The organism is Gelidibacter gilvus, from assembly GCF_004115975.1.
GTDB classification, from domain to species: domain Bacteria; phylum Bacteroidota; class Bacteroidia; order Flavobacteriales; family Flavobacteriaceae; genus Gelidibacter; species Gelidibacter gilvus.
This window is the reverse complement of sequence record NZ_SDDZ01000021.1, coordinates 23,386-37,719: the sequence shown is the minus strand read 5'-3', so window position 1 is coordinate 37,719 and position 14,334 is coordinate 23,386. Positions and strand designations below refer to the sequence as shown.

The following is a 14,334-nucleotide window of genomic DNA, read 5'->3' as shown; positions in this document are numbered from 1 at the left end:
ATTTTTAATTCTTGATAAACTTGAGAGTTTCTGAGGTTCTGCTTTCCGACGATACATTTAAAAAATACATGCCATTGGTTAAAGCTGAAACATCCAATTCTAGTGAAGACGCAGCATTTTTCTTCATTAAAACCACCTGACCCAAGGCATTCACTAGTTTTAAATTATAATTTTCTGAATCTGGAAATTGCAGATACAATCTGTTGGAAACCGGATTAGGATAAAGCTTGACAATTTGATTTTCAAACTGTGAAACAGATAAGGTGTAACTCACATTCACTCCAAATTCTGAGGTATTTCCATTAGCATCGGTGGCCGTTGCTACGATGTTATTATAATCATCAGGGTCATATCCACTTGGAAGATCTATGGATACTGTTTTTACTCCCGGCGCTGTATAACTATCGGAGCTTATAAAGAATTTACCCTGACCATTGACTGCTCCAAAGAATTCAATTACTAAAGGATAAGCAGAATTGGTTACCGCGCTTGTAACTTCATACTTGATTTCTATTTTATCAGACCCTAAGTATTTAATGCTGCTGACTTCAGGTGAGTTTTGAAGATTGTTGACTCCTGTATCGGCATCACCCACATCGTTTGCTGTGGTTCCTACCAAGTCAATGCCTATGACTGAATTGTTAAAGATGCTATTTTCCGATATAGCAATCTGGGTTGCAATACCTATAGTAGGATCTATCATTACTCCTCTTCTATTATTGGCTATTATATTATTAGTGATTGTACCACCCAAAATAGCTCCTGAAATATTTATTCCTACCCCAGCATTCCCTAGACTCGTACTACCATCTGCTCCAACACCTATTTTATTGTGACTAAAGATATTATTGCTACTTTCAAACAACATCAACACACCATCTTTAAGATGCCCCCCTATAATATTACCTTCAAGTGCTGTTTCCCCCCCGATGATATTATTCCTTGAATTATTGAGAAATAAGCCATGCGACATATTAGAAACTGATGTATTCCCATCTGGTAAGGTTCCTAATTTATTGCTATAAAAACTCACACCACGTCCCGCTCCAATGAAAACGTTACTTGCAAATGAGTTTGAAACTGTACCATTGCCTGAAATAACATTTTCGAAAACTCGAGTTCCCGTTAAATCCCCACCAAGTCCTAATCCATAAAGTCCATTGCTTATAACACTATTTCCACTTGGATTTAAGCCTATATAATTATTTCGAATAACATGTGATTCACCACCTAAAGCAATAATTCCAGCAGAACTGTTTCCAGAAATAATATTTCTCTCTAAAGGATTAGCACCTCCGATAATGTTTTTTGTTGAGGTACTGTATAATCGTACGCCATCTGCATTAGGTATCGATCCAGTTCCTGAAGCATTTAAACCTATATAATTGCCTATTATTTGGTTGTTCTCGCTGCTACGTATACTAATTCCATCATCCTTATTTCCAGAGATAATATTTCTAGAACTTGGTGTTGTTCCTCCAATAATATTATTGTTGCTTTCTATTTGTATATAAATCCCTGTCGAATTTGGCAATGCCACATTTCCAGTGGCATCAACACCTATATAGTTTCCTTTTATAGTATTAGATACAACATTGCCCTGAAAATAAATACCTCCGAAGAACGAAGCTCCTGAACTATAGAATCCGTTTCCTGAAATTACATTTCTCTCTCCAGCGCCCTCACCTCCAATAGTTATATTATTTGCGCCAAAGAGCAGCAATATGCCACCTCTGGTATTTGGTAAAGCTTTTGTTCCCGTAATATCTGTGCCAATATAGTTACCGATAATAGAGATGTTTTTTGAATTAACGCCACTGATGGACATACCTGTCCCATCTTCACTCGCACCTTCGACTACCCCAAACCGTGAATTCACACCAGCCGATATGACGTTTCTAGCCCCTGGCGAATTGCCTCCAACGATATTATTGGGCGCATCTATAAATTGAAGATTAAAATTGTTTCCTCTTGCTAATAGGCCGGTAGCATCTGTACCTAACAAATTTCCTTGAACAACATTATTAGAACATCCTATACCTTGAAATGTTACACCTCCAACATAATTACCTGAAACAACATTGCCTTCAAAAGCGCCTGTACCACCTACCTTATTATTTCCGCTATCTAAAAAAAACACACCCCATTCATTTCGATTTAAAGTAGTGCCATCTGGTTTCAGCCCAAGATAATTACTTTGAACAATAGTGTTTTGTGTTCTCACATCAATACCATAACCCCCAGTATAATATGGAGCTACAGCCGACCTTTGAAAACCACCAATGGATAAGCCATAAATTTCTGAATTATTAGATAACCCAAAAAGCCTCAGTCCAGAGTTATCTATTGGCAAAGTGGAGCCGTCGATCTCAATTAGAGGCATGTGTTTTATGGCATATCCTGTTTGTGTACGACCATCAATAATTATGGGATAAGTAATGGCTGGCAACTCACTCCCCGTAATTACAATCGTAAATGGCGCCGTTCCAGATATATTAAAAGCAATAATATCTTTAGTACTTGTTTTATTTGCATTTTCAATAGCTGCACGTAGCGTACAATTTCCATTGGCATCGGCACAGTCGGAATCGTCAATATTGGCGTCTGGTAAATCATCTGTAGTGTTTACAGTATATGTGGTTTGTGAAAATCCAACCAAAGTCAGATTTACAAACAAAGCAAAAAGTAGTAATTTTTTCATAATTTCATCAGTTTAGGTTAGTAATATGTTTTTAGCTTACATAAATTTATAGTCAGATTTGTTAACGATCTTTTGCACTTCCTCTAAACCAATACATTCCATTGTGGCACTTTGTTTTGGTTTTTTAAGATTTTTTATATCCATGGAAATCATCAAAACTTTATCATCAGGATTGAAGTAATCCTTAAGCGCATCAGGTATCTTGGTCTTGCTGTTTTTATAGATATCATCAAAACTCACCTCAGCGTCTGTAATAAAATACATCTCCATTTCATAACCATCATTGACCGCCCTAACACCCTTGCAGTCGAACCCGTTTATGGTTTTATCTGGCAATGTTTGAAAGTTGAAATTTTCCGATGTTTCATTGGCTTCCTCTAGATCAATATTTGGCATTTGATTGACCATGCCAATTTTGTTGCCATCTTGAGAATTCATGAACATCGCCATTATTTCACGCTCATTATCCATCACGGTCAAAATATTTTCCATCATTGGCGATGTAAAACCGAAGTACGTTGCACCTGGTTTGAGAAAATAATGAAAGATGATTTCTCCATCTTTGGTGCTCATCTTTAGAGAATAACTCCAAGTAAAATCATAACTCTCCGGAACTAATGACGAATCTGCTTTTTCTTTGTTTCCACCGCCAAATGGGCTGATATCAAACATCTTGTCCATTGACTGGGTTGCTTTCTCGGCTGCTTTATCGGCCGCTTTCTCAATAACAGCATTTTCAACTCTTTGTTCGACTCTTTTTTGCAGTTTTTTGAGAAATTGTGCGTGGGATGCTGGTATAATAAACAGCGAAAAAATAAGTACTACTGCAATTTGATAGGTTCGGTTTTTCATCTTGATTTGATTTAGATATTTATATTTAGTGTTAGAAAAAATCACATTGTTAACATTTTCATAAAAAAATTATTTTGTTTGAGCTTCCACATATAGATGTGCTAAAATGTGATGATAGAAACCCGACTAAAATAATTTTTTGGATTTTTCAATGACCACATTTAAAAGCTTAATCAAAACTAAATCAAAGGCTTAATAGAAGATGCCTGCTATGTAACATAATATAGAACTATTGTAACATCAGACGAAAAAGTGAAGTTAAATGCTACTTGTTAAGATACTCTAACGGCGTTAGACCATACATTTCCTTAAAACATTTTATAAAGTAAGATGGGGTACTGAAGCCTACCATATAGGCGACTTCATTAATAGTATATTGTGAAGATTTTAAAACAGAGGTGGCTTGTTTTAAACGTTGAGACCTAATAAAATGTGACGTAGAAAGTCCCGTATATGCCAACATTTTTCTGTGTAATTGCATTCTGCTCATGCCAACATGTTTGCTGAAAACTTCGGAAGTAAATTCTGGATTTGTTAAGTGTTGGTCTAATATTATTTGGACTTTCCCCAAAAACACTTCATCTGCTGAGGTCGCAGCAATTTCTTTTGGACTAAAAAGATTATCCTGTTTGAAACGTTGATGTATTTTATTTCTGTTTTGAATAATATTATTAACTCTTATTTGGAGCGTTTTTGGGTTAAATGGTTTCTTAATATAATCATCTGCACCCGTTTTTAATCCCGCTATTTCTGTTATATCATCTGTTTTCCCGGTGAGTATAATGATAGGAATGTGTGAGGTTTTATCATCACTTTTTAAAATTTCACAAAGTTCGATACCCGTCATTAAGGGCATAACCACATCAGAGATAATAATATCTGGAATGATTTTAAACGCCTTCTCAACACCTTCCCTTCCGTTTTTGGCCTCAACGATTTTAAAATTGTCGATCAACAACGATTTAACGAACTCTCTAATGTCTTGATTATCATCAACAACCAAAGCGATCGATTTGGCAGTGTTTTCAGTAACATTACTTTTTGCTATTTCAATTTGAGAGTCATCACTTTGAAAAACTGCAGAAGTATCTATTTCATTTTCTAAAAAGGCATTTTTTGTAATGGGCAAATTGATAACAAACTTCATTTTTGTAGCCTCTACATACGAAGCTTCAATGGTTCCATGACACAAGGTCGTCAACTCTTTAACCAAGGAAAGTCCGATGCCCGAACCTTCCGAGTCCTCATTTATTTGATAAAATCGATTAAATATTTTATATATGTCTTTTTCTACTATAACATCAATATCGTTTACGAAAGTCATTCGCAGTCTTTTGTCATCGGTTTTCTCTACATGAAAGTCAATAGAACCGCCTTTGGAAGTGTATTTTACGGCATTGGAAAACAGATTATTCACAATCCTTTCAATACTATCCGCATCAAACCATGCGTCTCCAATATCTGGAATTGTCGCTGTTAACTCTAGCTCATTTTGTTCGGCTAAAAACTGAAACGATTCAGTAAGCACTTTTAAATACAGGCCCAAATCGTTCTGTTTAACTTTCAACGCCATTCTACCCGATTCCAGTTTTGACAACTCCAACAACTGATTCACCAAACTCAACAACTGGTCAATGTTGCGCTCTGCTAATTGCAAATCATTTTTTGAATCTGATTTCAAATCGCTCGTTAACAATTGCTTTTTAATAGGGCCAGAAATAAGCGTTAATGGGGTTCTAAATTCATGAGCTAAATTGGTATATATTTTTGTTTTATATTCTCCTAGGCGTTTCAATCTTTCCGACTCTTGCTTTTCTTGCTTTAGGTTGAAGGTCATCTTCCATCTCCATTTAAAATAGTAATAGGTTAAGGCAGCAAGAATTAAGGCAAACAAGCTATAAACAAAAAACATCCAATTAGTTAAATACCATGGCTTTAAAATGGTAAACGAAAAACTATCTGATTTTTCATTCCAAACACCATCATAGTTACTGGATTTTACTAAAAAATTGTAAGACCCATGAGGTAAATTCGTATATCTGACTGAGTTCAAATTTTTCGATTCTATCCAATGATTGTCGTGATTTTCTAATTTATATCTGTATTCATTCTTCTTGGGAAGCGAAAACTGCAAACTTGAGAATGTAAATGATACCGTGTTTTGTTTATAGGTCAACTCAGTATTACTGACCAACGGAAAACTTTGTTGAAAAACTTGAAAATCGGTAATCACTGTTTTCGGTAGCACTTCATTTTTTTGGATTTCCGCTGGATTAAACCAATAATAGCCTTCTAAACCACCAAAATAAAAAGTATCATTATCAGTTTTAAAATGAGCTCCCGTATTAAATTCGGTAGCCAAACCATCATAATTATCATAATTAACAATAACTGGTGTGTTTTTAAAATCTACTGGAGGTGTGAGCATTGTGATGCCTCTGTTTGAACTTAGCCACAAATTGTTTTTTATATCGGGCAAAACAGCATAAATAACATTATTTGGCAGTCCATCATCTGTGGTGTAATTGTAAAATGTTTTATCATTTAAATTGAACACACTCAGCCCATGACCATTGGTGCCAACCCATAAAAACCCGCTATTATCGTAATAAAGCGATTTTATTTTGTTCAGATAATGAGCATCTTTTATCTTAAAGTCCTTCTGAAAATCGATTAAGGTTTTGGTTGTAGTATCGAACAAAAAGACACCATTTTCTTCTGTGCCAACCCAAAGGGTTTGATGGGGACCTTGCAGTATAACTCTTATGTTATTGCTTGGCAATCCGTGCGATTTATCATAAGTACCTAGAACGCCTTTAACTTTATCAAACAACAGCATTCCGTGGTCTCTTGTGGCCAACCAAGTATTATTGGAAGCATCTTTAAAAATATCCCAAATGGTTTCAGTAGGTAATGCAATTGGTGTGTTTTTGTTATAAACTTTTGTTTTTCCATCGGTTTGCATAATATTTAAACCATCGCCTTGAGTACCTATCCATAAATCATCATCTTCATCCATAAATAAACTAACCACTCTATTGGAGTTTAAACCGCCTTCATTTTCAGAATAGGTTTTCCATTGGTTCGTTTTAGGTGTATATCTTGACAGGCCTTTCCCACTGGTGCCAATCCAAACGTCTCCATTACTAGCTACTTGTATGGCTCTCACTAAATCTATACTGACTTCCTCAGGTATTTGAGCGTTATTAATAACGTTGAATTTCTCCAGATATTCATCATAGAAACTGATACCAGCACCATCTGTTCCAAACCATATAGTACCTGTGTAATCTTCAAAAATGCTAAGTATATCATTATGGTGCAAAGCGCGTGGATTGTGTTTTTTAACCTCAAAATGATCTGTTTTATAAGTATTTAGATTCATTTTATAAAGCCCGTTGCCAAATGTGCCAACCCATAATCGATTTTTTTTATCGATATGCATGGATAAAATATTCAAATTTTTGGGCAGCTCATTTTTTTCTTCAACTAAGGCAGGAACTCTTTTGAAAAGTGAAGATTTAGATGCCTTGATCCACAATCCATTTCCGTAAGACCCAAGCCACATATTCCCTAAAGCATCAAATAAGATGGAACTGTAATTTGTAACAGATTTGAAGTTATCATCAGGAAAAAGAGGTGCAAACCTGTTGTTTTCGATATTCACACTCACGATTTTACCTTGACTAGCAAGCCAAACATTTCCGATTTTATCTTCCGAAATGGAATAGATACAGCCTATTTTTTCTGAAGGTATAATGTGTGCTAGCTTTTGAGTAAAGCCATCCATTTTAAACAGCCCAGAAGAATAAGTACCAAACCAGTAATTATTTTTGCTATCCTGAAACACTGTACTGACATCTTCTAGATTTGAAAAGGGGCTGAAGTTGTCTTCTCCTTTATTATAAATCTGAGGTTTTCTAGAAATAGGAATGGTAATGATATTCCCTTCACGATCGGTATAAACCTTTCCTAAATGACTGTAAGTGGGCTTGGTTACATCTACAAAAAGCGAATTGTATTTTTGAAATTTATTGCCGTCAAACTTATTAAGACCATCTTGTGTCGCCAGCCAAAGATATCCAATACTATCTTGAGTAACGGAAACAACACTATTTTGTGAAAGTCCGTCGTTTACCGATAACTGTCTAAAGGACACTTGCGATTGACCGAAAGACTTAATTACAAATAAAGCGCTAAGGAGAAAACAGGCCTTTTTCATAAAGTGGTTTAAGCAACTTAAATTTAAGCAATTTAATTTAAGCAACTTAGCGAACCAGCCGACGTCATTAATTTTTTATTAAATACGTGATTTATAAGTATCGGCGACCAATTAAAAATCGGTTTATCTATTCTACCATAAAACGGTTTTGTGTCAAACATTTTTAGGTTTTTGTTCAACCCACCTTTTTATTTTTTATAAGCATTGTCATTGGTATGTTGTTTCAAAAGACGACGAAAAACGAATGTCATAAGTACCTGGGCACCTGACATTTTAAGTTTTTCATTTTGATTTTAATAAGATTAATTTATCTTTAATGTAAGAAAAAATCACATTGTTAACATTTTCCTGAAAAAACTCCAAATTCATATGGAAAACCAACATATAGATGCACTAAAATGTGATGACAACTCACGTACTAAAGAGCTTTATGGACGCTATCGTGATGAGTTTTTTGCGTTTTCAAGAAAATACAATATTGATAAAACGGATTGTGCCGATATCTACCAAGAGGCATTTATTGCCATCAGAAAACATGCAATTTCAGGTAAACTACATAGTGTTAACAGCAGTTTTAAAACGTATCTATTTGGCATTGGAAAACATTTAATTTATAACAAACTCAAAGATTACGCCACCAAAAGCTCATACAATCCGAAGCTCCATAATGCCGATTCTGAATATGATGTCATACAGGTTGAGGATGAAAAGGAATTAACCGAAGAGCAGAGATTATTACAGCATCATTTCAATCGGTTAGGAAAAAGTTGCCAGCAGATGTTAACATTAAGCTTTTATAGAGGACTAACTAACGAAGAAATAGCAAAACAATATGGTTACGAAAGTGAAGCCGTAGTGCGAAGTCATAAGTCGCGCTGCCTGAAAACACTAAAAGACCTCATCAAAACATCCCCAAGATGACAATTAACGAAACACTAATAGAAAAATATTTTTCTAAACAACTATCAGAAGTCGAACTTGTAGAATTTAAAAACCAGTATAAAACCGACCAAGATTTCAAGGCTGAAGTAGATTTTCTAAAAAACATACAATACGTCTCAGAGGCGGAAGATGATGCGCAATTTAAAAGCCAATTGGGATCCTACGAGTCTGAATTTAAGGATAATCAAAAATCAAAATCTCCCAGGCGTTTAAAACCCATGATTGCTGTGGCAGCACTATTACTTATTACATTAGGCATCACATTTTTATTAAACAAGGATCTCAATACTGAGCAATTGTTCAATACGTATTTTGAACCTTCAAAAAATGTCAGCGCACCTATTGTACGTTCAGAAAGTAATGACGAACTTCTAAACAATGCTTTCATTGCTTATAGCGCAGCCGAATATAATGAGGCCATTCCGCTTTTTGAAAATGCTTTTGAGAATACAAAGAATTCAGAATTATTGTTTTATGAAGGCAACGCACTTTTAGCATTAGATAAAACAGAAGATGCCATTGCGGTTTTCAAGAAGCATCTGTTTTATACTGATGCTTTAAGGCATCGAACACATTGGTACTTAGCTTTGGCTTATATTAAAATGGAAGAATTGGATAAAGCCAATCAGGAACTGAAGATATATATAGATTCCGGAGAATCCTTTAAGAAAAAAGAAGCACAGTTACTTCTTAAAAAATTGGAATAACTTTTTTCTAAAAAACCCGAGCATTACAAAAGGTATAATGGAGAGATAAATCCAATAGCTTTTTTTTTCAACAAGGGCATCCGTATTACCGGTTATGACAAATCCTGACCAATAATAAGGATGTCTTAATAAATCGTCGTCCGTATGTTTTAAATAATCCAATTTGGCATTTTTAAGCGCTTCATCCTTTGTTTCTCCTTTTTTCAAATGTTCATAAAAATAGGACATAATTTTAGCTGTGGCTTCATCATCCACTTTCCACAAGCTCATTACCGTACTTGGCACGCCAGCATAACTGAAAGCTCGCGACAAACTGATAACACCCTCGCCATTTTCATAAAACCCGCTACCCGTGTCACAAGCGCTCAGGACTGCCATATCAGCGTCTAAACTTTCATTATAAAGTTCAGAAATAAACAAGCGATTATCACTGTCGCCATAAAAGTTCAAAGATGAAAACTCAGGCTGTAACTCATCAATATTGGAATGCATTGCTAAATGTAGTACGTTAAATCCATCCAAGTTTTGAAGAAACTCTTGTTTTGAAGCATTTGGATAACTCTTCCCCTTAAAAACTTTAAGAATGGCGTTGATTTCGTCATACGTTCTTGGCAATTTGCGACTGTTGTTTGAAACTGAAAAGGCACCTATATGAAGTGCTTCATTACCTGGAGATTCAGACTTTTGTTCTTGATAAAGAAGTAATGACGAAGCATAGCTGATATCAGGCATTTTTTTATTTAGAATAAGTGCTTCAAACGGAAAATAATTTAAGGCACCATCTGGAATAATAATCAATTTTTTAAAAGCATTCAAATCGATTTGATCAAACAAAATCGTTTCTAAGCTTTTGAATGACTCTTGATAATTTGTTGTTCTATGTTTTAAATCCATCAGGCATATTTTTAAAGTTTCTAAAACTTTTCCTTTATCTGATTTAGATACTAATTGTATATTATTGTTTGAGATTAAGAAAGCGTAGAGATGATCATCAGTAAAGACATATTTTAAAATTACCTCAGCGTCTTTGAGTGATTTCTGTAACGACATCACATTAAAATCTTTGACATTCAACTGATAATAAGTATTGTTTTGATGCTTTATGGAGTCATGTAGTTTAGACAGGTCATTCTTTAAATCAAAAACCTTGTCTTTCCAAAGCGCAATTTTTTCTTCAGAATTCTCATCAGCATCCACAAGGGCATTCTGATAGAAATTGAGCTGTGCTTTTATATTTTCTTCTTGATCAATAAAACGTTCAGGAACAGCAAATTCTTGACGTCGGTTGTTAAATACGAACCGCGACCAAATCAATTTGGATCCATTATTTTCAATGCTGTTGATTATTTGTGACAATAACTTCTTATCATTTAATTGCTCAAAACCGATGTCCATCAAACGTTCATTGACGTCATTATAGGTCGTAAACAATCGCTCATTATAACGCTGCCCCAAATACAATTGATTGTAAATTTCAGAAGCCAAAAAGTAGCGATGGCTTGCCTTTTTTAAATCATTTTTATTGTTTTCTTCTTTATATAATTGTTTGTAAAAATCTCCCATGGCTAAGAAACCTTCAATGGTTTCAAAGGAAACTAACGGTATCAAATCTTGTAGTTTTACATCCTCAATCGATTTTTCAGAATCCTTTAAGACTGAAAAGGCATCATCAAAATAAATTTTAGCGTTTTTATTATCATGAAAACCTTGAGCCGTTTTCGCATTTAAAAGGGTAAGTTTAAATCGGTCGGAAATTTCTCGGATATCGCTAAGATCATTTAAATCTTCCAACACTATTTTAGCCTCAGCATATTTTTTAGACTTTAATAACAATTCGGCTTTATAAAGCTGAAAACCAAAAGCTTTAGTATAAAAAATATCTTTATACTTATGTTGAACTGCAATAGCTCTATCAACCATTAGTAGAGCTTCCTCCGGGTTTTCATTTTCTATAAATGACGCGTAAAACTTTAATGTAGAACTGAGTTGATAGGTTTCAAAATCAAATAATTTCCTATCAGAATTAATGGCTTTTAAAATAGTGTCCACATAAAAAACCATCTGAATAGTATCTTTTTTCCTAGAATAATGCAACATTAAATCATACCATTCCGATAATTTGTTTTTATACACCTCTTCTTTATTTCTAAATAAAAGGTCTGTACTCCTATTATTTGAAAGTGCTTTCAGCCTGTTTTTCTTTGAAATATATTCCTCAGCTTTATCAAAATCGCCGTAATAGGAATACCAATAGAATAAATTGCCATAACACGTATAAAGAAATCTTTGAACGCTTTCCTCATCAAGTTTCTCCCAAATATTTTGAGCTTTAAGAAGCGATTCCAACTCCAATTTCCTCAAGCCTAATTTACTATATTCAATGGCGAGATTATTGTAGGACAATCCGATATCAAAGTTATTGTCCCCAGTAACATTTAGATATAAATCTATGGAGCTTTGAAAATTTTCAACCGATTTAGAATAATCACCTAACTTGGAGTATATATATCCAAGGTCATAAATCCAATCCACAACAACTTTATCATTGTTTGTAAGCGTGTCTTTCAAGAATTCATAACCTAACTGCGCCTGTTCCAATGCATGTTTCCAATTCCCCAAATAGGCGGTTTGATGATAGATTCTACTCTGAACTTGAGATTGAAACATACGGTCTGGAACTTCCATTTTTATCAATAAATCTCTTGCCTTAATCGCTGATTGCAACCCACTATCTAAATAACGTTCACGTACCTCCTTTGTAATGTTTTTATCTGGATCATAATACGAGTAACTATCAAATTCATAATCACAGGATTTTGTATGGTGGTATTTTGCGTCTAAATAAACTCGATAATCTTTTGATGCTTTTTTTTGAGTTTTTATAGCCTCTTTTCTAAGGGAAATCGCGCGTTTATACAAACCTGTGTTAGATAGTGAATCTGCCAGAATTGTTAAGTCATCTTTATCGTAGATGGTCTGGGAAAAACCAAAAGATAACCAGAGTAGAGATAAGAAAATGAAAACATGTTGTTTCATAAGCAAGTTCAAAACAACTTAAATTTAAGCAATTAACTCAATTTATGATGTACTGAACTCATTTTTAATCACCTGAAGCCATTATTTCATTTTAATGGCTTCAAATGCGAATCGTTAAATGAAGTTTCGTATTTAAGTCCGTAGCCAAATACCCGATCCAAAGAAGCATGTGAGAATAAGATAATCCCAGCAAGTTGTACGATATCATTCGCAAAATAAATTCCCGCTAAATAAACCAAAATAGCTAATCCCTTATGGTGGAAAATATTATAGATAAGCGCACCAAATTTTGAGTTTATTAGGTATCCGAACATGCCAATATCTGGTGTGAGAATTAAAACCAAAAACTACCACCAGGCAAAATCTAATTGGTTAAAAGCAAAAATTCCCAATCCAAACATCGCCAATTCCTCCAACTATAAAGTTGATTTCATATCATTCTATGAGCTTATACAATAAAGGTTTGCTTGGTGTCGCATCATTTACAAAGGGAGCAATCTGTAAATTCAATAGAAAACTACCGTCCTCTATTTTATTTTTAACGTAGATGAGTTCAGTGATGGTGCAATCCATTCTTCGCTCGCCATCAAAATCCCAAAAAGCTTTGTGAGAGGTCAATTTTCCTCCATCATGCTCCCGATCCACACTAGGCAAGTCGATCAACAAATGTTTAACGCCAATCTCTCGGATAAACACCATCGCTTCTTCGGTTAAATAGGTCCAATTGGTCTCAGAATAATGCCGACTTTTTTTACCTTTTGTATTTGGCAGTGTCCTAATAACCAAAGCTTCAGGTGTTTTACCTTTCAACAACACCTCTATTTGTTGTCTGGAAATAACTGTATCCTTCATATAGTTTTCTGGAGCGACAGAAATCAATTCCGCGGTAAAGAAAAACTGCTTCAAATTTTTATTGATAGAATGGAATTCTTCCGTAATATGCCCAATACATTCCGTATGCGTGCCATGGGCGTGTGGATTGAAATAGATATTGTTAAAGTTCACCGCACCGCCTGCTTTCACGCTTCCAATCCATTCGCGTGTTTTAACAGGTTCAATTTTTGGTTCTCCAATATACCACGCATTCACGTTATTAATTGTGGCGCGCAAAGGAATGGAAATATCAAGAGGTTGAGATAAATCTATCACATAGGTATTTGACTGGTATTGTATGGTTGCTTTCATCTTTTTACTTGTATTTTAACTTTTTCATCACTTAGCCCTCTCAGGGTTTATAACCCTGAGAGGGTTAAAAATCACTCCAGAATTAAAGATTTAATATCTTCAAAATCTTGATTTTTGGAATGATATATTTTAAAATTTAGCAAATCATCAAACAATTCAATGACTTCATTTCTTAATATATAGGTTGGCATCGATGATAGGATTGAATGGTATGATGACCATTTATAATCTGAAATTGTATCAGCTAATCTGTGATGAACAGGATTATTATAAATATAAAAAATCAATTTTATAAAATAATCCTGAGAGGTTACTAATTTTCTTTTGAAAGGTTTTTCAAACACACTTCCTGTTCGATCATACTTTTTATTTACAGCTTGTGTGTAAGCATTGAAAAGATGTGAAAATTGCTTTGAGGGATTAACTTTTTCTATGTTTATTCTAATATTCGTAGAATCATTTAATTGGTCTATCTTGATTTCATCAAGTTCTTTAATCCTTATTAAAAAATGAAAATGGTTTTTTAGTAAGCACCAACAAAAAGTATCTGCTATAGGGTAAATATACTTTGGGTAAAGTGAGCGAAAATATCTGTAATTATCTTCGTCAAAGAAGATGGCATCTCCATTATTTCCTCTATTATAAATATGGTAATATTGACCGAATTCTATTTTATCTAATGACGCCAT

9 protein-coding genes are annotated in these 14,334 nt (G+C 34.4%); 2 read left to right on the top strand and 7 right to left on the bottom strand.

Features of this window, described 5'->3' with window-relative positions:
• Nucleotides 1–4: 4 nt before the first annotated feature.
• From ESZ48_RS18795 to ESZ48_RS18785, 3 genes are all read right to left on the bottom strand, one after another.
• On the bottom strand, nucleotides 5–2,701 hold the full coding sequence (locus ESZ48_RS18795) for a T9SS type A sorting domain-containing protein (protein ID WP_129019050.1): 2,697 nt from the start codon (nucleotides 2,699–2,701) through the stop codon (nucleotides 5–7).
• A gap of 36 nt (nucleotides 2,702–2,737) precedes the next feature.
• Nucleotides 2,738–3,553: a DUF4412 domain-containing protein gene (locus ESZ48_RS18790; protein WP_129019049.1), complete on the bottom strand. Its 816-nt coding sequence runs from the start codon at nucleotides 3,551–3,553 to the stop codon at nucleotides 2,738–2,740.
• Between the two features lie 265 nt (nucleotides 3,554–3,818).
• Entirely contained in the window at nucleotides 3,819–7,775 is a 3,957-nt protein-coding gene (locus ESZ48_RS18785; RefSeq protein WP_129019048.1) for a hybrid sensor histidine kinase/response regulator transcription factor, read from the bottom strand.
• Nucleotides 7,776–8,144: 369 nt separating this feature from the next.
• Between ESZ48_RS18785 and ESZ48_RS18780 the strand changes: the two genes are divergently transcribed.
• Both ESZ48_RS18780 and ESZ48_RS18775 read left to right on the top strand, forming a co-directional pair.
• Nucleotides 8,145–8,696, top strand: a complete 552-nt coding sequence (locus tag ESZ48_RS18780) for an RNA polymerase sigma factor (protein WP_129019047.1) — start codon at nucleotides 8,145–8,147, stop codon at nucleotides 8,694–8,696.
• Nucleotides 8,693–9,424: a tetratricopeptide repeat protein gene (locus ESZ48_RS18775; RefSeq protein ID WP_129019046.1), complete on the top strand. Its 732-nt coding sequence runs from the start codon at nucleotides 8,693–8,695 to the stop codon at nucleotides 9,422–9,424. The genes ESZ48_RS18780 and ESZ48_RS18775 overlap by 4 nt, the downstream gene beginning before the upstream one ends.
• Here ESZ48_RS18775 and ESZ48_RS19865 read toward each other — a convergent pair.
• From ESZ48_RS19865 to ESZ48_RS18755, 4 genes are all read right to left on the bottom strand, one after another.
• Nucleotides 9,401–12,460, bottom strand: coding sequence for a CHAT domain-containing protein (locus ESZ48_RS19865; protein WP_129019045.1), 3,060 nt, complete (start codon nucleotides 12,458–12,460; stop codon nucleotides 9,401–9,403). The genes ESZ48_RS18775 and ESZ48_RS19865 overlap by 24 nt on opposite strands.
• Nucleotides 12,461–12,546: 86 nt before the next feature.
• The gene (locus ESZ48_RS18765) at nucleotides 12,547–12,804 is read right to left on the bottom strand and encodes a DUF4260 domain-containing protein (protein WP_317128001.1); all 258 of its coding nucleotides are present in this window, start codon (nucleotides 12,802–12,804) and stop codon (nucleotides 12,547–12,549) included.
• A 91-nt stretch (nucleotides 12,805–12,895) separates the two neighbouring features.
• Nucleotides 12,896–13,645 carry a cyclase family protein gene (locus ESZ48_RS18760; protein WP_129019044.1) on the bottom strand — a complete coding sequence of 250 codons (750 nt, stop codon included), beginning with the start codon at nucleotides 13,643–13,645 and terminating at the stop codon, nucleotides 12,896–12,898.
• A 71-nt stretch (nucleotides 13,646–13,716) separates the two neighbouring features.
• Nucleotides 13,717–14,334: a hypothetical protein gene (locus ESZ48_RS18755; protein ID WP_129019043.1), complete on the bottom strand. Its 618-nt coding sequence runs from the start codon at nucleotides 14,332–14,334 to the stop codon at nucleotides 13,717–13,719.